The organism is Amycolatopsis sp. NPDC003865 (genome assembly GCF_053605345.1).
Window position 1 is genome coordinate 200,164 of the sequence record NZ_JBSGJA010000001.1, and the last position, 21,163, is coordinate 221,326.

The window sequence follows — 21,163 nt, forward strand, 5'->3', positions numbered from 1 at the left end:
GGCGCACACCGCTCGGTGGACCACTCCCGGGCGGGGAATGGGAAGATCCTCCTGTGGCGGCTCTCTGGTGACCGATTCCGATGACTTCGACGTCGTGGACCGGAAGATCCTCCACGCGCTGATGGTCGACGGCCGGGCGCCGTTCCAGCGCGTCGCCGAAGTACTGGGCGTCTCCCCGCAGACCGTGCACCGCCGCTACAGCCGGCTGCGCGCCGAGGCCGGGCTTCGGGTCGTCGGCCAGGTCCGGCCCGAAGCCGTCGGCGACGAGGAGTGGCTCGTGCGCGTCCGCTGCGCCCCGGACCGCACGGGGTCGCTCGCGCGGGCACTCGCCCGGCACGCCGAAACGTCGTGGGTCCACGTCGCCTCCGGCGGCACGGAGATCATGTGCGTCGCCCGCGCCGGTACCGAGGCCGGGCCGAGCCTGCTGCGGGCGCTGCCGAACACGCCGCGGGTGACGGGGATCAGCGCGCACTGCCTCCTGCACACCTTCTACGGCGGCGAGTTCAGCGTCGTCACGAAGACCGGTCCGCTGGACGACGCCCAGGTCGCCGCGCTGCGGATCCCCGCCGGCACCGGCGGCGGCCCGCTCACCGCGATCGACCGCGCGCTGACGGCCGTGCTCGCCCGGGACGGCCGGGCCGGGTACCCGGAGCTGGCCCGGGCGGCCGGGTGCTCGGTCTCGACCGCCCAGCGGCGGCTGACCGAGCTGCGCCGCCACGGCGTGCTCTACTTCGACGTCGACCACGATCCCCGGCTGCTCGGCCGGACCAAGCTCGCGATGCTGTGGATCGGCGTCGGCCCGGCCGGTCTGACCGAGGCCGGCCGGGCGCTGGCCGGTCACCCCGAGGTGTCGTTCGCGGCCGCCACCACCGGCCCGACGAACCTCTACGCCGCGGTCAACTGCACCGGAAACCGCGACCTGCACCGCTACCTGACCGGGCCGGTCGCGAGCCTGCCCGGGCTGACCGCGGTGGAGACGGCGCCGATCACCGAAACCGTGAAGCGCGCGGGCGTGGCCGTCACCCCACGGTGAAGCTCGCGGTGAGCGTGGCCGCCGAGCTGGTGCCGACGTAGACCTCGATCTCGCCCGGCTCCACCCGGAACTTCGCGGCGTTGTCGTAGAAGCCGACGTCGTCCGGGGTGAGCGTGAACGACACGGTCCGCGACGCGCCCGCGGCCAGCGTCACGCGCTCGAACCCGCGCAGCCGCCGGACCGGCTGCACGATGCTCGCGACGGGGTCGCGCAAGTACAGCTGAACGACCTCGTCGCCCGCGCGGGAGCCGGTGTTGGTCACCGTCGCGGTCACCTGGAGGCGGCCGCCGCGGATCGGGAGCCGGGTGCCCGACAGGCGCAGGCCGTCGACCCGGAAGGTCGTGTAGGACAGGCCGAAGCCGAACTCGTAGAGCGGGCCGGTCTCCAGGTCGAGGTACTTCGACGTGTACTTGTTGGCCGGATCGGCCGGGCGGCCCGTGTTCTCGTGGTTGTAGTAGATCGGGATCTGCCCGACCGCGCGCGGGAAGCTCACCGGCAGCTTGCCGCCCGGGTTGACCGCGCCGAACAGGACGTCCGCGACCGCGTGGCCGCCTTGCACGCCCGGCGCCCACGCCTCGAGGATCGCCGGCGCGTTGTCGTGGAGGTAGGGGATCGTCAGCGGCCGGCCGTTGACCAGCACCACGACGAACGGCTTGCCGGTCTCCTTGATGGCGGCGACGAGCTGCTGTTGCACGCCGGGCAGGTCGATGCTGCTGCGCGCGGCCGCTTCACCGCTCATCGCGGCGGTTTCGCCGACCACGACGACGGTGACGTCGGCCGCGCGGGCGGCCTGCTGCGCGGCGGCGAACCCGCCGGTGTCGGGTCCGTCGACGGTGCAGCCGGCGGTGTAGGTGACCTTCGCGCCGGGTGCGGCGGCCTTGATCCCGTCCACGACGGTCACCGGCGGGGTCGTGCCCGCGCCGGTGCCCAGGCCCGCCCAGGTGCCGTTGAGGTCGTAGGTCGCCGCGCCGAGCGGGCCGACGACGGCCACCGAGCCCACGGACTTCGCCAGCGGCAGCACCGGCCCGTCGTTCTTGAGCAGCACCATGCACCGCCCGGCGGCCTGCCGCGACGCGGCCAGCGCGGCCGGCGACGGTGCCTTGACCTCGCCGGCTTCGTCGACGTAGGGCCGTTCGAAGAGGCCCAGCTCGACCTTGACCAGCAGGATCCGGCGGACGGCGTCGTTGAGCTGGTCGCGGGTGATCCGGCGCTGGGCCAGCAGCTGCTCGCCGAACTTCACGTAGTTGGTGCTGACCATTTCCATGTCGACGCCGGCGGGCAGCGCCGCCGCCGCGGCGTCCGCGCCGTCGCCGGCGAGGCCGTGGTTGATCAGCTCTTCGATGCCGGTGTAGTCGCTGACCACGAACCCGCGGAAGCCGTAGGCGCCCTTGAGGACGTCGTGCAGGACGTAGCCGTTGCCGTGCGCCGGGACGCCGCTGATGGTGTTGAAACTGGCCATCACGGTCGCCACGCCGGCTTCGACGCTGGCCTTGAACGGCGGCAGGTAGAGGTTGTGCAGCCGCTGCAGGGAAACGTCGACGGTGTTGTAGTCGCGGCCGCCTTCCGCGCCGCCGTAGGCGACGAAGTGCTTGGCGCAGGCGGCAAGGCGGTCGGGCGAGGCGTAGTCGTCGCCCTGGTAGCCGCGGACCTTCGCCGCGGCCATGCGGGAAACGAGGTAGGGGTCTTCGCCGTTGCCCTCGGCGATGCGCCCCCAGCGCGGCTCGTGGGTGACGTCCATCATCGGCGCGTACGTCCAGTGGATGCCGCTGCGCCGGGCTTCCTTCGCCGACACGGTCGCGTCCGCGGCCGGCACGCCGGGGTCGAAGCTCGCGCCCTGGGCCAGCGGGATCGGGAAGTTCGTGGTGTAGCCGTGGATCACGTCCAAGCCGAAGATCAGCGGGATCCGCAGCCGGGTCCGTTCGAGGGCGATCTTCTGCAGCGCGTTGAGCTTCGCGGCGCCCACGACGGAGAAGACCCCGCCCAGCTGCCCGGTCGCGAGCGCCGTCCGCGCGAGGTCCTCGGTGCCGACCAGCTGCAGCTGCCCCAGCTTCTCGGCGAGGGTCATCTTCCCGAGCAGGTCCTCGACCCGCGGGTTCCGTTCGGGCCGGGCGACGGGGTCCGCGGCCGCGGGCGGAGCGAGCGCCGAAGCGACTCCCCCGGCGGCGAGGAGACCGCCGACGCCGGCGAGCAGACTGCGCCGGTTGACTCCGTCGGCGGGCGAAGTGGCTGCGTGGCTCTCGGGCTGTTCCATGGCGGGGACCCTTTCGCGAGAGAACGAAGGCCGTCAGCATAAGCACGATCGACTCGCCCGGCCGGTTGGTTTTTCCCGCCCGGAAACGCTTGTGGTCGCGGGCAAAGCGGCCTACGGTCGGCTGCGGGCCGACACGTGGAGGGGGCGCCGTGCGGGCGTTCGGAGCTGTCCTGGCAAGCGCTTTCCTGCTGACCGGCGCGACTCCCGCACTCGCGGACGCGACGTGGTCGCCGTCCCCGATCGCGTGGACGACCTGCCCGGACGACCCGGACATCCCGGATGTCCCCGACGGCGAATGCGGCACGCTCCGGGTGCCGCTGGACTGGGATCATCCGCGGGGCCCGTCGATCGCGCTCGCCGTGGCCCGGCACCGCGCCACCGACCCCGCCCGCCGCCTCGGCGTCCTGCTGGCCGATGCCGGTGGCCCCGGCACGTCCGGCGCGCAGATCCCGCTGTCCGCCGGGTACTTCGGGCCGCAGTTGCGGGCCCGGTTCGACATCGTGGGCTTCGACCTGCGCGGAACCGGCGACAGCGGGTACATCCGCTGCGCCGAGCGGGGCCCCGCGCCCGGCGACGAGCCCGGCGACCCGGCGGAGTTCGCGGCGCTGCGCGCCTACCACCGGCAGGTGGTCGCGGACTGCCGCGCCCGGAACCTGCCCGTCTTCGACCACGCCGACACCGCCACCAACGCCCGCGACCTGGACGCCGTCCGCCGCGCGCTGGGCGAGGACCGGATCAGCTTCCACGGCGCGTCCTACGGCACGCTGCTGGGCCAGGAGTATGCCGAGCGGTACGGCGGCCACGTCCGCGCGATGGTGCTGGACGGGATCATCGACCACAGCGTCGATCTCGCGCATTTCGTGGGTGATCGCGCCGCCGCGGTGGACGAGGTGTTCGAGCAGTTCACCGCCTGGTGCGAGCGGACGGAGACCTGCGCGCTGCACGGCCGCGACGTCCTGGCGACCTGGCGGCGGGCGCAGGTCGCCGCGGACGCGCTGCCGTTCCCGCACAACTGGCTGCGCGACCGGGTGTACGAGGACATGCGGGTCCCGGACTGGGACGACGTGGGGCGGGTGATCGCCGAAACCGCGGACGGCGGCGCGCCGGTCCGGGCGCGGTTCGAGCCCAACTACGACTCGGTCCGCCTGGCCGTCGTCTGCCAGGACTTCGACCTGCGGATGCCGTCGTTCGCGCGGTATTCGGCGATGTACGCCGAAGAGCTGCGCCGGTCGCCGATCATGCGCGGCAGCACGATCGGCCACGACGAAGCGATCGCCTGTCTCGGCGTGCCCGGTCCGCCCGCGAACCCGCCGCACCGGCTGAACATCTCGAAAGCGCCGCGGATCCTGCTGCTCAGCAGCCGCTACGACCCGACGACGCCGTACGCCTGGGCCGTGAACGCACACCGGCAGGCGCCGGCGAACACCACGCTGCTCACCTACGAAGGTTCGGGGCACGGGGCCTACCGGCGCACCGGGTGCACCTTGGCGGCGGTGGACCAGTACCTGCTGACGCTGAAGACACCCCACCACGACTTCAGCTGCCCGGCCTGAACCACCGCCGCCCGGTCCGGCTCAGCCGAGGTGCGAGCTGATCACCGAGTAGTCGTTGCCGACGTTGGTGTACACACCGGGGAAGTCCTTGCGGGCACAGCCTTCGCCCCACGAGACGATCCCGGCGAGCTTGCCGTCGACGTAGGCCGGGCCGCCCGAATCGCCCTGGCAGGAGTCCTTGCCGCCTTCCGGGACGCCCGCGCAGAACATCGAGGCCTTGTCGTACTTCGCCCCGCCGGTGCTGTACTTCTCGGCGCACGTGTCGTTGTCCACGACCGGAACCGACACCTTCAGCAGCGTGTCGGAGACGGCCCCGCCTTCGGAAGTGGTGCCCCAGCCGACCACGGTGACGTCCTTGCCCGCCTGGTAGGCCGCGTCGTCCGCGGACTGCACCAGGGTGGCCGGCTCGTACGGCAGGTCCTTGTCCAGCGTCAGCACGGCGTTGTCGTGCTGCATCCCGCTCATGTCGAAGCCCGGGTTCTGCCAGACGTCGCTGACGCCGGCCTTCGTGCCGGAGGTGTCGCTGAACTTCGTCTGCCCGCCGATGATCTCCATCTGCGCCGCCTCGACGCCGTCGGTGCAGTGCGCGGCGGTGAGCACCTTGTTCTTCGCGACCAGGGTGCCGGCGCAGTGCTGCGCGCCGTTGACGTTGAAGATCACGGTGGCCGGGAACTCCTCGATCGTGGTCGGCGTACCGCCCACGATCCGCGGGTCACCGGCCGACGCACCGGGCGCGGCGACGACGGCGAAGGCTGCTGCCGTGGCGAGGACCAGTGCGGCTCGCCGGACCACGGAACGTCCGTCTACCTGCATGAACATCTCCCTTCGGGGACCTGGAAGTGGTACCCGGGAGCAGACCAGACGGGCCGTGGTCACGGTTAGCTACGAAAGTCGCTTCCTGACACATCGGCGACGATGGTTGGTTTTTGTCCGACTTGAGTGGCGGGGAATCACGAGACACGGTAGCTCCCGGGTCAATCCTTGACAGGACACCAACGGGCTCCTACCGTTTTTCTCACGCCGCCGGGTTGTCCAGACCATTTATCGTCATGAGAGGACACTCGATGCGCGTGCGTTCCCTGCTCGTCCTGCTGGCGGTGCCGGCGCTGGTCGCCACCGCCTCACCCGCGTCGGCGGCCGACCCGGCCGTGGCCCCGGGCGGCAACTTCGACCTGGGGATCTGGCAGCTGCAGGAGCCGGTCGGCTCCCCCGGCTCGCCGACCACGATCTCCTCGTCCCGGCTCCAGGGCCCGAACGGCTTCCAGGACAGCTACTTCTACACCGACACCCGCGACGGCGCGATGACCTTCTGGGCGCCGGAAAAGGGCGTCACCACCCCGAATTCGAACTACGCGCGGTCGGAGCTGCGCGAGATGAACCGCGACGGGTCGGCGGCGAACTGGTCGCTGAGCGGGTCGCACAAGCTGAGCGCGACCCTGCGCGTGGTGTCGGTGACGAAGAACGTGTGCGTCGGCCAGGTCCACCTCGGCACCGGCGGCTCGTCGACGAAACCGTTGCTGGAGCTGTACTACCACTCGAACGGCGACATCGTGCTGGGCACCGAGAACTCCCCCGACGGCGGCCAGACGCCGCACACAGTGGGCCACGTGTCGATCGGCAAGACGTGGACCTACACGATCGGGATCTCCGGCGGGAACACGATCGACCTGACGGTCAACGGCAGCACCACGCACTACTCGATCCCGTCGTCGTTCAAGGCGTACAAGCAGTACTTCAAGGCGGGCTCGTACAACCAGTCCTCGTCGAACAGCACGACGAACGGCGCGCGGGTCGCGTTCTACGGGTTGACCGTTTCCCACGGCTGACGCCGTCCGGTCCGGTGGCCGCCACCACCGGACCGGTTCACCGTCACCGCCAGCCGAGCTCCGGGGCGACGTGGGTGAGGATGCTCTCCAGCACGTGCGCGTTGTAGTCGACGCCCAGCTGGTTCGGGATGGTCAGCAGCAGGGTGTCCGCGGCCTGGATCGCCTCGTCCTCCTTCAGCTCCCGCACCAGCTCGTCCGGCTCGGCGGCGTACGACCGGCCGAAGATCGCCCGGGTGTTTTCGTCGATCATGCCGACCTGGTCGCGCGAGCCGCGGTCGCGGCCGAAGTACGCGCGGTCCGTGTCGTTCGTCAGGGCGAAGATGCTGCGGCTGACCGACACGCGCGGCTCGCGCTCGTGGCCGGCCTCCTTCCACGCCTCGCGGTAGGCCTCGATCTGCTTGCGCTGCTGGACGTGCAGCGGCTCGCCCGTCTCGTCGTCCTTGAGCGTCGAGCTCTGCAGGTTCATGCCCAGCTTGGCGGCCCAGACGCTCGTCGCGTTCGAGCCGGAGCCCCACCAGATGCGGTCGCGCAGCCCCGCGGAGTGCGGCTCGAGCCGCAGCAGGCCGGGCGGGTTGGCGAACATCGGCCGCGGGTTCGGCTGCGCGAAGCCCTCGCCGTCGAGCAGCTTGAGGAACACCTCGGTGTGCTGCCGGGCCATGTCGGCGTCGGTCTCGCCGTCGGCCGGGGCGTACCCGAAGTAGCGCCAGCCGTCGACGACCTGCTCGGGGGATCCCCGGCTGATGCCGAGCTGGAGCCTGCCCCCGGAGATCAGGTCGGCCGCGCCCGCGTCCTCGACCATGTACAGCGGGTTCTCGTAGCGCATGTCGATCACGCCCGTGCCGATCTCGATCTTCGACGTGCGCGCGCCGATCGCCGACAGCAGCGGGAACGGGCTCGCCGCCTGCCGCGCGAAGTGGTGCACGCGGAAGTACGCGCCGTCGACCCCGAGCTCCTCGGCCGCGACCGCCAGGTCGATCGACTGGTGCAGGAAGTCGGCGGCGGAGCGCGTCTCGGAGTGCGGGCTCGGCGACCAGTGGCCGAACGAGAGGAAGCCGATCTTTTTCACACCCTGTTCAGCGTCCGGGCGGCGCGGATGATTCCCGGTGTGAGCGGGCCGGCCGCCGCCGCACCCCGAGCGCGGCGGCAGCCGGGGCGCTCAGCCGCAGTGCTCGGCCTTCTCCTGGTCGGTCATCGGCGCGGTGTGCTGCGTGATGTCCCCGGTCGAGCCGGGCACGGGACCGTCCGCGTCGAAGTCCTGGTACCAGATGTAGTGGTCGTAGAACTTGTCCGGGAAATGCATTTCGTAGGTGCCGTGCACCTTCTGCATCTTCGGCGCGCGTTCCACCCAGCCCTTTTCGCCGGGCCGGACGTCGACGTTGGTCGCCTGCCCTTCGGTGTGCGAAGACTCCCACGTGTGCTGGTAGGACGTTTCGATCGACACCTTGAACACTTCCGAGAAACCGTATTCGGCCGAAAGGGAAACGCCGAAGCTGTTCGACTCCCCCGTCGTGTCGGACCAGTTCACCGTGCTGCGCTGCAGATCGCCGGTGCAGTTGTAGGCCGCCTCGCCGACCTGGTGGCCGGCCCCGGTGTGCTCCTCCGGCGGGCCGGCCGGGTGGAACACGCAGGAATCGGTGCCGTTGTCGCACTTGTCGAGCAGCTCCCGGGCGGTCGGCCCGCCGTCGGCCGACGCGCCGGGCGCCGTGAGCACGAGGCCGGCGGCGGTCAGCAGGCCCAGGCCCGCCGCCGTCCACGCGTTTCGCTTGGTCGTCATGGTCACTCCTTCGCTCAGCTGAACCCGATGGACTGCGTGCGGTTGTCCATGAAGGACCCGACGTTGCCGGTGTTCTCCTTGAACGGGCCGTCCCGGTCCCCGCCGAGGTTCGGCTCCGGGTAGAGCCAGACCCAGCAGTCGCCCCACGGCTGCACGGACGAGATCTTGTTCTTCCAGTCGTCGCCCAGGTCGAACTGCCAGTTGACCCAGCCGTCCTTCTTGCACAGTTCGGGTCCGGTGATGGTCAGAGAGTTCCCGGTGTAGTCGGGGCCGTCGAAGAACGTGCCCTGCACGACCTGGCCGGCTTCCTGCGTCTCCAGCGCCGCGCGGGTGGTGCCCGTGCTGCATTTCTGCACGCCGGTTTCGGAGTTCAGCACGCAGTGCCGGGTGGTCGTCGCGGCCACCGCCGGAACGGCACCGAGCAGGCCCACGCTCGCCGCCGCGGCCGCCGTCGTGATGGCTGTTCTGGTCCATTTGCCCGCCATTGTGTTTCCCTTTCCAGGAAATCGAAAAAGATCTTCCACCTCGAAAGTACGACGGTTCCGGCGGATATGCGCGCGTGTTGCCCATCGGGGCATCGGGGTCTGCCCCATTCCCTCGCGGGACCCGGAGCCGCCGTGCGGACCACTCGGGCTCGCGGTACAGTACCCCGTCCCGGTGACGGTCCCCGTCGATCACGTCACCCTGGGTGACACGATCATGAAAATTCATCCCGTCATAACTTGACTCATTCCAGAGAAGGCCCCTAGGGTGGCCGACGTGATGACCGACTTCGAGGCGCAGCTGCGAGCGGTCTCGTTGCGGGTGACGCGGCCGAGGCTGGCCGTGCTCACCGCGTTGCGGGACCACCCGCACGTGGACACCGAGACGGTGATCGAGCTGGTGCGGGCCGAGCACCCGACGGTGTCGCACCAGACGATCTACGACGTCCTGCGGGCGCTCACCGACACCGGCCTGGTGCGGCGCATCCAACCCGCGGGCGCGACCGCCCGGTACGAGTCCCGGGTCGGGGACAACCACCACCACGTCGTGTGCCGCACCTGCGGTGCGATCGCGGACGTCGACTGCGCCGTCGGCCACACCCCGTGCCTGACCGCCTCGGACGACCACGGTTTCGTGATCGACCAGGCGGAGGTCGTGTACTGGGGCACCTGCCCCGACTGCGCGGCCGCCCGAACTCCCGAATGATCGCCGGCTCCGGAAGGAAGTAGATGAGCAACACCCAGGACAACACCCCCTCGAGCGCACAGGGTGTGGACCAGAAGGCGGCAGCCGGCTGCCCGGTCGCGCACGACTCGGTGACCTCGCACGGCAGCGAGAGCGAGAACCCGGCGATCGGCTCGCCGACGTCGAAGACGGGTGGCCGTCCGCGCACCAACAAGGACTGGTGGCCCAACCAGCTCGACCTGACGGTGCTGCACGCGCACTCGTCGAAGAGCAACCCGCTGGGCGAGAACTTCGCCTACGCCAAGGAGTTCGCGAAGCTCGACGTCGACGCCCTCAAGCGGGACATCACCGAGGTCCTGACCACCTCGCAGGACTGGTGGCCGGCGGACTTCGGCCACTACGGCGGCCTGATGATCCGGATGAGCTGGCACGCCGCGGGCACCTACCGCATCCACGACGGCCGCGGCGGCGCCGGTGACGGCGGGCAGCGCTTCGCCCCGCTGAACAGCTGGCCGGACAACGCCAACCTCGACAAGGCGCGCCGCCTGCTGTGGCCGGTCAAGCAGAAGTACGGCCAGAAGATCTCGTGGGCCGACCTGCTGGTGCTGGCCGGCAACGTGGCCCTGGAGTCGATGGGCTTCAAGACCTTCGGCTTCGGCTTCGGCCGCGTCGACACCTGGGAGCCGGAAGAGATCTTCTGGGGCCCGGAGGACGACTGGCTGGGCGACGAGCGTTACGCCAGCGACACCGAGATGGTGCCCGAGCTCGGCGCCACCGAGATGGGCCTCATCTACGTCAACCCCGAGGGTCCCCGCGGCAGCGCGGACTTCGAGGCGGCGGCGCACTTCATCCGCGAGACCTTCGCCCGGATGGCGATGAACGACGAGGAGACCGTCGCCCTCATCGCCGGCGGCCACACCTTCGGCAAGACCCACGGCGCCGGCGTCGCCGACGACCACGTCGGCCCCGAGCCGGAGGGCGCGCCGCTGGAGGCCCAGGGCCTCGGCTGGCTGAACACGCTCGGCAGCGGCAAGGGCCCGGACCAGATCACCAGTGGCCTCGAGGTGACCTGGACCGACAAGCCGACCGAGTGGAGCAACCGCTTCTTCGAGATCCTCTTCGGCTACGAGTGGGAGCTCACGACGAGCCCGGGTGGCGGCAAGCAGTACGTCGCCAAGGACGCGCCGGAGATCATCCCGGACCCGTTCGACCCGAACAAGAAGCACAAGCCGACGATGCTGACGACGGACCTGTCGCTGCGCTTCGACCCGGTGTACGGCCCGATCTCGCGCCGGTTCCTGGAGAACCCGGACGAGTTCGCGCTGGCGTTCGCCAAGGCCTGGTACAAGCTGCTGCACCGCGACATGGGCCCGGTCAGCCGCTACCTGGGCCCGTGGGTGGCCGAGCCGCAGCTGTGGCAGGACCCGGTGCCCGCCGTCGAAGGCGAGCTCGTCGGTGACGCCGACATCACCGCGCTGAAGGCGAAGGTGCTGGAGTCCGGTCTTTCGGTCTCGCAGCTGGTTTCGACCGCGTGGGCGTCGGCGGCGACCTTCCGCTCCACCGACAAGCGCGGCGGCGCGAACGGCGCCCGCATCCGCCTGGAGCCGCAGCGCAGCTGGGCGGTCAACGAGGGCGTCGAGCCGGTGCTCTCCGCCTTGGAGGGCATCCAGCGCGAGTTCAACGAGGCGGGCGGCGCGCGGATTTCGCTGGCCGACCTGATCGTGCTGGCGGGCTCGGCGGCGGTCGAGAAGGCGGCGCGCGACGCCGGCGTCGAGACCACGGTGCCGTTCCACCCGGGCCGCACGGACGCCACGCAGGAGCAGACGGACGTCGACTCGTTCAAGGTGCTGGAGCCCCGCGCCGACGGGTTCCGCAACTACCTGCGGGCGGGCGAGAAGCTCCAGCCGGAGACGCTCCTGGTCGACCGCGCGTACATGCTGAACCTGACGGCCCCGGAGATGACGGTCCTGGTCGGCGGGATGCGAGCCCTCTCCGACGGCGGCCACGGCGTCCTGACCGACCGGCCGGGCGTGCTGACCAACGACTTCTTCGCCAACCTGCTCGCCCCGGGCACGAAGTGGAAGGCGTCGGAGTCCGAGGAGAACGTGTACGAGATCCTGGACGTGACAACGGAAAAGCTGAAGTGGACGGCCACGGCGGTCGACCTGGTCTTCGGCGCGAACTCCCAGCTGCGGGCGTTGGCCGAGGTGTACGCCAGCGACGACGCACGCGAGAAGTTCGTGTCGGACTTCGTGGCGGCGTGGACGAAGGTCATGGAACTGGACCGGTTCGACCTGGTCTGATCCTTTTCTGCTGACGGGCCCGGCCGATCTTCGGCCGGGCCCGTTCGTTTCGCCGAACGGTAACTTCGGGTAGAGAGAAAAGGAGAAACGCTCTGCCAGGAGGCTGCCGGTGGGATTCGACGTCTTTATCAACTACCGCAATGCCGACACAGCGTTCGGCGCAGCCGCCACCTACGAGTTCCTCGCCGAGCGGCTGGGCAAGGACCGGGTGTTCCTCGACAACCAGTCGCTCGCTCCCGGGGACGATTACCCGCGTCTCCTGCGCACGGCCCTGGAGTCGGCACGGCTGCTGCTCGTGCTCATCGGCCCAGCCTGGCTGAACGCCGGTCCGACAGGATCGGGACTGACCATAGCTCGTGAGCACGACTGGGTTCGCTACGAAATTCGTCGCGCCCTGATCCGTGGCATTCCCATTGTGCCCGTGTTGCTCGACGGCGCCGCCCTGCCCGATGCAAAGCTTCTTCCGGTGGATATCCGTCGCCTGGTCCACCACCAGACCATGCAGGTCAGGCACCGGCACTTCGCCGCGGACCTCCGCCTGCTCGCCGAGCGGGTGATGGACTTCGTGCCGGACGCTTCACAAGCTGACGGCCTCCTCGTGCCCCGACAGATCCCCGCCGGCTGTGGCCGCCTCATCGGCCGAGAGCAAGAATTGGTTCAACTGAACACCCTGGTCACCGAAGCCGAACTGGGAGGAGCCAGGGTCGCGGTCGTCTCCGGCGCCGCCGGAGTGGGGAAAACAGCGATCGCCGTCCACTGGAGCCACGTCTCCGCGGAGCACTTCCCCGACGGGGAGGTTTACCTCGACTTGCACGGGTACGGGACCGAGTCTCCGCTGTCGGCGGCTGAGGCGCTCGCTCACCTTCTCCGTTCGCTGGGTGTCGAACGCCCGGAACTGATCGGGCATGTCGAAGATCGCGCGGCGCGGTACCGCAGCCTGCTGAACCGGCGAAAGGTTCTCGTGGTGCTCGACAATGCGCGCAGTGTCGAGCAGGTGAGACCGCTGCTGCCCGGCGGAGGGGCTTCCGCCGTCCTGATCACCAGCAGGCACCGCCTTGGTGGGCTCGCTGTGCACCACGCCGTCCGACGCGTTCCCCTCTCACCCCTGACTTCCGATGACGCGGTGAGCCTACTGCGCACAATCATCGGAAACCGGGTGGACGCCGAGCCAGACGCGGCCAGGTCGCTGGCAGCACTGTGCGCGAACCTTCCGCTGGCCCTCCGGATCGCGGCCGAGCCGGCGGCGAGCCGGCCGGAACTCCTCTTGCGAGCTCTCGTCGAGAACCTGACGGACGAACGGACCCGGCTCAGCGCACTGGACTCCGGTGATCCTTACTCGGCGGTGCGGACCGTCTTCGCGTGGTCGTACCAAGGGCTCGACGAGCCCGGCGCCGGCACGTTCCGGGTGCTCGGAGTCCATCCCGGCCACACCTTCGACACACGCGCCGTGCTCGCGGCGACTCGGCGATCAAGCCTCGAGGTGCACGATGCGATGAAGACCCTGACGGAGTCGAACCTGGTCACCGATCTCGGTTCCGGACGATACTCGATGCACGACCTGCTGCGCGTATACGCCGGGGAAGTCGCAGTTCAAAGTCCTGAGGAGCGCCGCGGCAACCTCGAGCGACTGTTCGACCACTACCTCCACACCTCCGAGCACGCCGACCGGGCTCTGACGCCGCACAGGTTCCGCATCCCGCTGGACGGGGACCCGAGTCGCGCACTCCCCATCGAAGGCGCTGCCGCCGGCCGAGCGTGGTTCGACCGTGAACTGGACAATCTGGTCGCCCTGTGCCGGATCGACGACCCCCTATTTGACGGACGGCGGTGGCAGCTTGCCTTCATCCTGCGCGGCTACTTCTACCTCACCAAGCAACTCGATGCGTGGGTGGACACGCACACCAGCGCCCTGGCTGCGTGCCTGCGCTCCGGAAACCGCCGTGGCGAAGCCTTGACGCGCAACAACCTGGGCATGGCCCTCGTTGCCGACGGCCGGCTGGAAGAAGCACTGAACCACTACCAGCGAGCGGGCCTCCTCTTCTCCGCCGAAGACGACCAACACGGCCTCAGCAACGCCTTGGCGAACCAGGCGGCAGTGTTCCGACGCCAGGGAAGGTACGACGAGGCGATCAGCAACCTGAGCCGCGCGCTCGCGCATTACGAGCTGAGCGGGGCGAAACGAAACACCGGAATCACCCTCCGGAGCATGGCGAGGGTCCACGTGGACGCCGGCCGATTCGAAGTCGCTGTGCGCTGTGCCGACGAGGCAGTCGATACAGCGCTCGGCCTCGGCCAAGATCTCGACATCGCGCAGGCGTACAACGTGCTCGGACTTGCATACCACCGCGCCAGTGAGGCAGCCCTGGCCGAAATCGCCCTACGTCAGGCGATCGATTTCAGCCGGAAGTGCAGCAGCCGGTACGAAGAAGCGCGCGCCGCTCACCGGCTCGGCACGCTCGGCATCGAGGCCGGCGAGGCCGGCGCTGCGCGCCGTTGGTGGCGAATCGCCGAAGACCTCTATCGGGAACTTGGTTCCCCCGAGGCCGAGTGGATCGCCGCCGAGCTGGCCGCCCTCCAGTAAGCCCGGTTCCGCGGCGTACCGGTTCGGAGGGGGTGCTGCGAGACATTGGCTGTCGTAGTGTTCTGCCGGTGTTCGATGTCTTCCCCTGCTACAACTGGGCCGACGCACTGTACATGGAAAAGCGTCGTCTGGGCATAACGGTGTTCAAAGATGACGCGGACGTCCCTGTCGGAGACACTTTGGCGCCCCACCTTCAGGACGCGTTACTCCGTTCACGCATGCTGATTCCTCTCATCGGCCCGAAGTTCCACGAAAGCGCCACCTGCCGCTTCGAGCTGCTCACGACTTTGAACCACGCATACCGGCTCGGCAACGGAACACGGGGCGGGTCATGCCGGTGACCTGGCGGGTCCGGCCCAGCGCTCTACGCCCGTCCCAACTCAAGAGCGCGAGGCTGATCTCCCGAGAGCAGTACGAGGTCAGCGCACAGCCGAGCTCATCGCGGCGAAAGTGGCGCGGATCAAGGCCGCAGACGACCGGCGGTTCGGCGATGCACCGGCCCTCCCGAGACCGGAGTGGTACCCGCGTCCGTTGCCGACCAACAAGCGTTTCCACGGCCGCAGCTAAACCATGTGGGACTTGCACGACGGCTTCCTCCGGAAGGACAAGTCCGGCAATCTCGAGGAGAAGTACGCCACGCACGGTCCGGACCACCCACTGACTCTGAGCGCGAAGATAATCCTGGCTCACGCCTTGGTCGCAGCGAACCGGCACGACGGGCGGGTTGAAGTAGCTGTCGCCATCGCGGAGGATTCCAGGGACGGCCTCGAAGAGTCAGCGGTACGGTTTCCCGGAAGCGTCGAGCCTCACGTTCTCGCAGTCGCCGAGAAGGTCCACAACTGGATTCTCGAGCTTCAGTGCGAAGAAGTGACTTACTAGTCCGGAGGACGGGATACGTCGAGCCAACTCACGAGCTGTCTTCTCCCCTGCCTCGCCGCCCCGCTGCCAGAATGTGCGCGGCGAGTCGTTCGAAGTCGCCGACACGCTCAAGATGCTGACGTTTGATTCCTCTGAGGACCACGGGAATGGCCTCGTCGTTGGTTTCGTGCTCGTACAGCTTGAGCACGAGCACCTTGGCCGCACCGTCGCGCCGCTTGACATCGAGGTGCAGCACCGAGTCGATCTCACGGTTCGCCCACTCCGAGGATTTGAGGCTTGCGCTCGCGCAGAGCAGCAGGAACCGACTCGCGCGTAGCCCTTTCTCGATCTTCTTGCGTGTCACGTCCCCCGGTCTGAGCTCCACGTCGTCGTACCAGGACCGGATGCCGTACTCCCGCCACAGCCGGTCCTTGATCCGGATGACCACAGCCTTGTCCTCGCTCGAGTGGCACAGATACACGTCGTACTCGTATTCGGACGGGACGCCACCTACCGTGTTCTGGAGAGAACGCTGCAACTCCGTTCGCTGCTCGAGGGACAGCTGGCCGATTCCACTCGCGCTTATCCACAACACCTTGACCGGTTCTTTGACTCGAGTGTACGTGCGCGGCTCCTCGACGAAGAGTTTGGGCAAGTTGACCCACAGCAGCGGGCATTGCGTCTCGAAGAGGACCGCTCCCGCCGGCGACGGCGACCGGACTCTTCCGGACACGAGAACGAACAGTCCCTCATCCGCGCTCTTCTGGCCTACTTTCCGCGTCACCTGGTCGATCTCGAGACTGAGCTCCCCATCGTCCACGGTGATCAATTCTGCGTGCTTCACCAGGTCACGCACGGTCTGCTCCCATGTTTCCTCGGCGCTGACCCTGGAGTGGCGCCGCGCGTCAGGCAGACCGAGCGGCCCCTGCCTGCTGGGTCCAAGCAGGTAGGGCGCGACCTGAACGGTGTGCTCCAGAACTCGGCTACGGAGGAACAAGTCCCACTGCAGTGCCGCTTCCCGACCGGCCGGTGTGTCGACGCTCTTCAGCTTCTCGCTCACCTCTTCACCGATGAAGGAGAGCAAGGCGACGTCGGTCATCGCGACCAGGTCCGCCGTGCGATTGCGCTTCAATGCCGTCGCCAGCTCACCGACCACTTCGCCCGCGTGGTGGGTGTGTTTGGGTTCTGCGCTCCCACCGAACCCCTTGCCCTCCAGGTTGTAGACCCCGACCTCGCCGTGCAGGATCACGAAGAGGGAGTCACCGGGATCGTCCACTCGGCATATCACGTCACCGGGTGTCCGCTCGACCAAATGGCCCAGCTTCAGCATCTCCGTGAGTTCGTCCGATCGAAGCGGCTCGAGGAAGCTGCCGTTGCCCGTCGTTCCCGACTTCAAGATGCGCGAGATCCGTTCGAGCGCCCTGTCGATGCCGGGATCCTTGGCGTTGATCTGGGATATGCGCTTCGCGAAGTAGAGCGCCTCCCAACCATTACCCTCATCGAGGCTCACATTCAGCGACTCGTAGTCGTCAGGTTCCGGGCCGGCCCATTCCGAACGGACACCGTCCAACGACATCAGGTGGAGAAGTTGCCGTGTGGAACTACGATCCACCTGGAGTCGTTCACCGTGGAAAGTGACTTCGGCAGCGACCGGCGAGGAACCGACACCCCGGCGGAACGAGTCGGACACGACGATGCCGCTTCCAGTGGCCTTACGGATCAGCCACCCAGCAAAGTTGATGCCGGGCCCGACGGCCTGCGTGCGCCCGTCGGCCCCGGCCGACGTGGTCACCTCGCCGACGTGGCCCGTAACGCGAAGGACAACCCCTTCGGCGCGTGACCAGCGGTAGAGTCGTCTCATAAGCCGTACTGCGTCCTGCTGCCAATCATCGCCGAAAAAGATGACGTGGCCGCCGTCGCCACCCGAAGACCAAATGATCCGACCGGGAGCCAGCCGGCAGATCGCCGCGGCCACGATCGCGTTGATCGCGTCCACGCGGCGGATCTGATCGCTTCCGTTCGCGGCCGAATGACCGAGAATGTCGCAGGAGACCACCGCGACCTCCGTGAACCTCGCCGCGTCCCCAGCCAAGCCGATACCCTTCTGCGTGCCCGTCGGACAGCCGCCACTCACCCGTCGAGCCCGACCGTCGTGACGCGTTCGACGCACACTACTCGCCGACGGACAGACCGGCGAAGACTGTCGAATACCTGTCGAATACGAGACGGGGACTGTATCCATCGAGTCAGCAACCGTATGACATCATCCCCGGCCATGAGCCTCGAACGGCGAGTCTGCGTGATTCACGGGCGTGACCGGAACGCCCGGCGACAGTTCTACTCGTTCCTCCGCTCGATCGGGTTGCACCCGATTGAGTGGTCGGACGCACTCGCCGAGGCCACTGGTGGCGCGCCACTGATCAGCGATGCACTGGACAAGGCGATCGGCCCCCGACGGGCGATCATCGTACTGCTCACTCCGGACGACGTCACGTACTTGAAACCGGAACACGCCGACGATGCAGCCGACCCAGACGCCCAGCCCACCGGGCAGGCACGACCGAACGTTCTCTTCGAGGCCGGCATGGCATTCGGCCGATTTCCGGAGCACACGGTCGTGGTCGAGTTCGGGAGGGTTCGCAGGTTCACCGATCTGGACGGCCGATACCGGGTCCGGCTCGACAATTCCGCCGAGAGCCGCAACAAGCTCGCCCAACGACTGCGTTCGATCGGCTGCGAAGTCGACCTCAGCGGTTCGGACTGGATCACGGCTGGTGACCTCACCCCACCGACTACAGCACCGACATCGCCACGACCGGAGACCACAACGGCCCTGTCTCCACTTCCCGCCTCCAGCGAACTGGAGTTCACCAGCAACCCCGGCAAGTGGTCGATCGAAATCGGCAGCTTCGACGTCAATCCCGAAAAAAGATCACCGTTGATCGTCCACGGGGAGGTGACGAACCATCACGAGGCAGTACTGACACTGATCCTCAAGGCCACCTTCTACGCGGGAAACAGGATCATCGGTTCGGCCCGTGGCGCCGTCGACGATCTCGTGCAAGGGGAATGCCGCGCATTCGAACTCAACACCTGGGACGATCTGGGCGCGTTCACCCGTGTGCACGTCCACGTCGACACCGGGTTCGCGGTCTGAAAACGTAAGGTCAGGACCGAACACCGTCATCGATTCCCGTCCGGCTGCCCCCGGCGCGTCCGGGCGCCCCCAATAGGCCGTCCGGTTGAGATAGCAGCTCAGCGGTTGTCCAAGTGGGTCATGCTGGGATATCCCCTTAACTCCGGAGGGCGAGGGAGGGGCGGGGTGACGTCGTGGAACGGCTCTGACTACCCCAGTTCCCTGGGGTTCCTCATCGACTGCCTGGAGCAGATCCCGACCCTGCGCGATCCCGGGAGCCGGCGCCTCTGCCTGGAACTGCTGGCCGACCACCTCGGCATGCCGCTAGTCGTCGAGGAGTTACCCACCACCCGGGCCAACCTGATCGGCATCGTGCAGGCCTGCCGGCGGCAGCACCCGCGGGCGCTCGCCGCCTTCGTCGATGCCATCGAACAGATGGAGCCCGGCTCCATTCCGGTGCAGCGGGCACGGTCCGCCGTCGAGGACATGGCCGCACTAGACCTGGTCACCGAATACGACCGACAGGAGCTGCTGCACCTGCTGGGCGAAAACCCGAGCAGCCGGCTTGCCGAGCTCGTGCGGGCGGCCGCCGGGCCCGCGGCCGAGCTGACCTCGGCCGATCACCGGCCGGCAGACGCGCTCGCCACGCTGGAACGGATGAACGCACAGCCCGACGGCGTCCCGCCCCTGCTGCTGTTCGTCGAGTACCTCGCCGCCTCCGCCGACGACGAGCGCGCCGAAGCGTTGCGTGGCTGGAACGACCGGCAAGCCGCGCGGCTGGGCGTCACCGAGCAGATCAACGCAGTCCGGCTGGCGCGGGCCACCGAACCCGCCACGCCCGAAGAGGTCGTCGCCTTCCTCGTCGTACGCATCGAGCCGGACCTGCTCGACACCGGGCTGTACGTCGTCGTGCACTGGCGGCACAACGACCCGACCGGGTGGCGGCCGCGGCGGAGCGAGCCGTTCACCGGCGATCTCGACGCCGTCCGCGCGCACGTCGCCGCGCTGGTCGCCGAAGCCGAAACCGGCTGGGCGCAGAACGCAACGGCGATCCGGATCGAGTTCCTGCTCCCCTATTCGCTGCTGAACCTACCCGTCGACCAGTGGGATCTGGAAGCGGGCAGCTCGCTGCCGCGCCCGCTCGGCCTGCACTACCAGGTGGTCGTACGCAGCCTCGACCGCGCGCGGGCGCCGCGCTGGCACCGGGAATGGCGACGGCGCTGGGACCTGCTCAAGAAGGTGCCCGCCGGCCTGACCACGCCGGAAGAGCACTGGCTCTGGAGCGACGGCTCGAAACGGCGGCACCTGACCGCGCTCGACGCGAAACTGGCAGCGCAGAAGAAAGTCCTGTCGCTGGTCCTGCGGTCGGTGCCGGACAGCGCGGACCCCGGCGAAGTGCTCGTCGGGGTCCGGACCGGCATTCCGGTGATGATCTGGCACCGCACCGAGGCCGCCCGATCAGCGTTCGAAGCGGAAATCAAATCCCTTCGCGACTTCCTGCCCGAGCTCGTCGAACACCTACGCCTCCTGCGCAGCCGGGCCCGCCAGGCCACCCGTCCCGACTCTCACGTCGGGAGCCGGGTTTCGCTGCTGTGGGACGACCCGGACAGGCCCGTCGAGCCGCAGGATCCCCCCGCAGCCCCGATCGAGGAGGTGCCCGCACGATGAGCGGTGCCGAGATCCCGCCCTGGTGCGTCTACCACGGTCACGGGCTGCCGCCGCCCGCAGGCAAGGACGCCCCCGAGCTACCCGCACCGCCCAGCTGGCGGACGTTCGACGGCGGGCCGGCGCTGCCGGTCCCGACGGCGTCCGACGCCGAGTTCGTCCGCCGGCTCGGCGTGCCGGCCGTGGCGTCCGCGCGCGACGCGATGCTCGAAGAGGTGCTGACCGTGAACGCAGCGCTGTACCTGCGGCGCCCGCTGCTGATCACCGGCAACCCCGGCACCGGAAAATCCAGCCTGGCCTACAAGATCGCGCGAGAACTGGGCCTCGGCCCGGTGCTGCGCTGGCCGATCAGCAGCCGAACGATCTCCCGCGACGGGATGTACACCTACGACGCCATCGGCCGGGTCCAGGCCGCCGCGACCGAGGAGGGCGCGGACATCGGCGGGTTCGTCCGCCTGGGCCCGCTCGGCACCGCGCTCCTGCCCTACGACCGGCCGCGGGTGCTCCTGATCGACGAGCTGGACAAGTCGGACATCGACCTGCCCAACGACCTGCTGGCGGTGTTCGAGGACGGCGACTTCGACATCCAGCCGCTGGCTCGGATCGCCGCCACCCAGCCCGAGGTCACCGTCTTCACGCACGATCGCGGCGGCCGGGCGGTCGTGCGTGACGGGCACGTGCAATGCCGCGCGTTCCCCGTCGTCGTGGTGACGAGCAACGGCGAACGGGACTTCCCGCCCGCTTTCCTGCGCCGCTGCCTGCGGCTCGACATGCCGCAGCCCGGTTTCGAGCAGCTCGTGAGCATGGTCGCGGCGCACTTCCGCGACGTGCCGGCCCGCAGTGACGATCTGATCCACGAATTTCTCGCCAACAGCGGGCAGGAAGGCGGTCTCGCCAACGACCAGCTGCTCAACGCCCTGCACTTGACGACGTCGGGCGCGCACCAGCACGACGCGAACTGGGAGGTGCTGCGCGGCACCTTGTGGCGACGGCTCAACGTCCTGGGAACGGACTGA

17 protein-coding genes are annotated in these 21,163 nt (G+C 68.7%); 11 read left to right on the top strand and 6 right to left on the bottom strand.

Annotation, left to right across the window (positions count from 1 at the left end; all coding sequences use genetic code 11):
• Positions 1–67 precede the first annotated feature (67 nt).
• The gene (locus tag ACWEVP_RS01100) at positions 68–1,033 is read left to right on the top strand and encodes an Lrp/AsnC family transcriptional regulator (RefSeq protein WP_452060588.1); all 966 of its coding nucleotides are present in this window, start codon (positions 68–70) and stop codon (positions 1,031–1,033) included.
• Here the strand turns inward: ACWEVP_RS01100 and ACWEVP_RS01105 are convergent.
• On the bottom strand, positions 1,020–3,284 hold the full coding sequence (locus ACWEVP_RS01105) for a glycoside hydrolase family 3 N-terminal domain-containing protein (RefSeq protein ID WP_452060589.1): 2,265 nt from the start codon (positions 3,282–3,284) through the stop codon (positions 1,020–1,022). The two genes, ACWEVP_RS01100 and ACWEVP_RS01105, sit on opposite strands and share 14 nt — an antisense overlap.
• Before the next feature lie 149 nt (positions 3,285–3,433).
• On the opposite strand from ACWEVP_RS01105, the gene ACWEVP_RS01110 reads away from it, so the two are divergent.
• Positions 3,434–4,837, top strand: a complete 1,404-nt coding sequence (locus ACWEVP_RS01110; RefSeq protein WP_452060590.1) for an alpha/beta hydrolase — start codon at positions 3,434–3,436, stop codon at positions 4,835–4,837.
• Between the two features lie 21 nt (positions 4,838–4,858).
• Here ACWEVP_RS01110 and ACWEVP_RS01115 read toward each other — a convergent pair whose 3' ends face one another.
• Entirely contained in the window at positions 4,859–5,650 is a 792-nt protein-coding gene (locus ACWEVP_RS01115; protein WP_452060591.1) for a S1 family peptidase, read from the bottom strand.
• A 251-nt stretch (positions 5,651–5,901) separates the two neighbouring features.
• On the opposite strand from ACWEVP_RS01115, the gene ACWEVP_RS01120 reads away from it, so the two are divergent.
• The gene (locus ACWEVP_RS01120) at positions 5,902–6,663 is read left to right on the top strand and encodes a polysaccharide lyase family 7 protein (protein ID WP_452060592.1); all 762 of its coding nucleotides are present in this window, start codon (positions 5,902–5,904) and stop codon (positions 6,661–6,663) included.
• A gap of 43 nt (positions 6,664–6,706) precedes the next feature.
• Here ACWEVP_RS01120 and ACWEVP_RS01125 read toward each other — a convergent pair whose 3' ends face one another.
• From ACWEVP_RS01125 to ACWEVP_RS01135, 3 genes are all read right to left on the bottom strand, one after another.
• A complete protein-coding gene (locus tag ACWEVP_RS01125) occupies positions 6,707–7,729 on the bottom strand; it encodes an LLM class flavin-dependent oxidoreductase (RefSeq protein WP_452060593.1) in 1,023 nt (340 codons plus the stop codon).
• Positions 7,730–7,819: 90 nt separating this feature from the next.
• On the bottom strand, positions 7,820–8,437 hold the full coding sequence (locus tag ACWEVP_RS01130) for a hypothetical protein (protein WP_452060594.1): 618 nt from the start codon (positions 8,435–8,437) through the stop codon (positions 7,820–7,822).
• A 14-nt stretch (positions 8,438–8,451) separates the two neighbouring features.
• The gene (locus ACWEVP_RS01135; protein ID WP_452060595.1) at positions 8,452–8,922 is read right to left on the bottom strand and encodes a hypothetical protein; all 471 of its coding nucleotides are present in this window, start codon (positions 8,920–8,922) and stop codon (positions 8,452–8,454) included.
• A gap of 277 nt (positions 8,923–9,199) precedes the next feature.
• On the opposite strand from ACWEVP_RS01135, the gene ACWEVP_RS01140 reads away from it, so the two are divergent.
• The 5 genes from ACWEVP_RS01140 (at position 9,200) to ACWEVP_RS01160 (ending at position 15,367) form a co-directional block, all read left to right on the top strand.
• On the top strand, positions 9,200–9,625 hold the full coding sequence (locus ACWEVP_RS01140) for a Fur family transcriptional regulator (RefSeq protein ID WP_364521905.1): 426 nt from the start codon (positions 9,200–9,202) through the stop codon (positions 9,623–9,625).
• A gap of 23 nt (positions 9,626–9,648) precedes the next feature.
• Positions 9,649–11,907, top strand: coding sequence for a catalase/peroxidase HPI (gene katG / locus ACWEVP_RS01145; RefSeq protein ID WP_452060596.1), 2,259 nt, complete (start codon positions 9,649–9,651; stop codon positions 11,905–11,907).
• A gap of 109 nt (positions 11,908–12,016) precedes the next feature.
• The gene (locus ACWEVP_RS01150; protein ID WP_452060597.1) at positions 12,017–14,488 is read left to right on the top strand and encodes a tetratricopeptide repeat protein; all 2,472 of its coding nucleotides are present in this window, start codon (positions 12,017–12,019) and stop codon (positions 14,486–14,488) included.
• A gap of 68 nt (positions 14,489–14,556) precedes the next feature.
• A complete protein-coding gene (locus ACWEVP_RS01155) occupies positions 14,557–14,829 on the top strand; it encodes a toll/interleukin-1 receptor domain-containing protein (RefSeq protein ID WP_452060598.1) in 273 nt (90 codons plus the stop codon).
• A 238-nt stretch (positions 14,830–15,067) separates the two neighbouring features.
• Positions 15,068–15,367, top strand: coding sequence for a hypothetical protein (locus ACWEVP_RS01160; RefSeq protein WP_452060599.1), 300 nt, complete (start codon positions 15,068–15,070; stop codon positions 15,365–15,367).
• A 28-nt stretch (positions 15,368–15,395) separates the two neighbouring features.
• On the opposite strand, the gene ACWEVP_RS01165 is transcribed toward ACWEVP_RS01160, so the two are convergent.
• On the bottom strand, positions 15,396–17,402 hold the full coding sequence (locus ACWEVP_RS01165; RefSeq protein ID WP_452060600.1) for a TIR domain-containing protein: 2,007 nt from the start codon (positions 17,400–17,402) through the stop codon (positions 15,396–15,398).
• A gap of 219 nt (positions 17,403–17,621) precedes the next feature.
• Here ACWEVP_RS01165 and ACWEVP_RS01170 point away from each other — a divergent pair, with 219 nt between their 5' ends.
• The 3 genes from ACWEVP_RS01170 to ACWEVP_RS01180 all read left to right on the top strand — a co-directional run bounded on the left by ACWEVP_RS01170 (position 17,622) and on the right by ACWEVP_RS01180 (position 21,163).
• Positions 17,622–18,503: a TIR domain-containing protein gene (locus tag ACWEVP_RS01170; protein WP_452060601.1), complete on the top strand. Its 882-nt coding sequence runs from the start codon at positions 17,622–17,624 to the stop codon at positions 18,501–18,503.
• A 165-nt stretch (positions 18,504–18,668) separates the two neighbouring features.
• A complete protein-coding gene (locus ACWEVP_RS01175) occupies positions 18,669–20,150 on the top strand; it encodes a VMAP-C domain-containing protein (RefSeq protein ID WP_452060602.1) in 1,482 nt (493 codons plus the stop codon).
• A complete protein-coding gene (locus ACWEVP_RS01180) occupies positions 20,147–21,163 on the top strand; it encodes an AAA family ATPase (RefSeq protein ID WP_452060603.1) in 1,017 nt (338 codons plus the stop codon). The genes ACWEVP_RS01175 and ACWEVP_RS01180 overlap by 4 nt, the downstream gene beginning before the upstream one ends.

Bases quoted from the DNA above. Each gene is read 5' to 3' on its own strand.
- ACWEVP_RS01170 (WP_452060601.1), top strand. From the start codon at position 17,622: ATGAGCCTCGAACGGCGAGTCTGCGTGATTCACGGGCGTGACCGGAAC.
- ACWEVP_RS01120 (WP_452060592.1), top strand. From the start codon at position 5,902: ATGCGCGTGCGTTCCCTGCTCGTCCTGCTGGCGGTGCCGGCGCTGGTC.
- ACWEVP_RS01130 (WP_452060594.1), bottom strand. From the start codon at position 8,437: ATGACGACCAAGCGAAACGCGTGGACGGCGGCGGGCCTGGGCCTGCTG.
- ACWEVP_RS01180 (WP_452060603.1), top strand. From the start codon at position 20,147: ATGAGCGGTGCCGAGATCCCGCCCTGGTGCGTCTACCACGGTCACGGG.
- ACWEVP_RS01115 (WP_452060591.1), bottom strand. From the start codon at position 5,650: ATGCAGGTAGACGGACGTTCCGTGGTCCGGCGAGCCGCACTGGTCCTC.
- ACWEVP_RS01140 (WP_364521905.1), top strand. From the start codon at position 9,200: ATGACCGACTTCGAGGCGCAGCTGCGAGCGGTCTCGTTGCGGGTGACG.
- ACWEVP_RS01135 (WP_452060595.1), bottom strand. From the start codon at position 8,922: ATGGCGGGCAAATGGACCAGAACAGCCATCACGACGGCGGCCGCGGCG.
- ACWEVP_RS01105 (WP_452060589.1), bottom strand. From the start codon at position 3,284: ATGGAACAGCCCGAGAGCCACGCAGCCACTTCGCCCGCCGACGGAGTC.
- katG (WP_452060596.1), top strand. From the start codon at position 9,649: ATGAGCAACACCCAGGACAACACCCCCTCGAGCGCACAGGGTGTGGAC.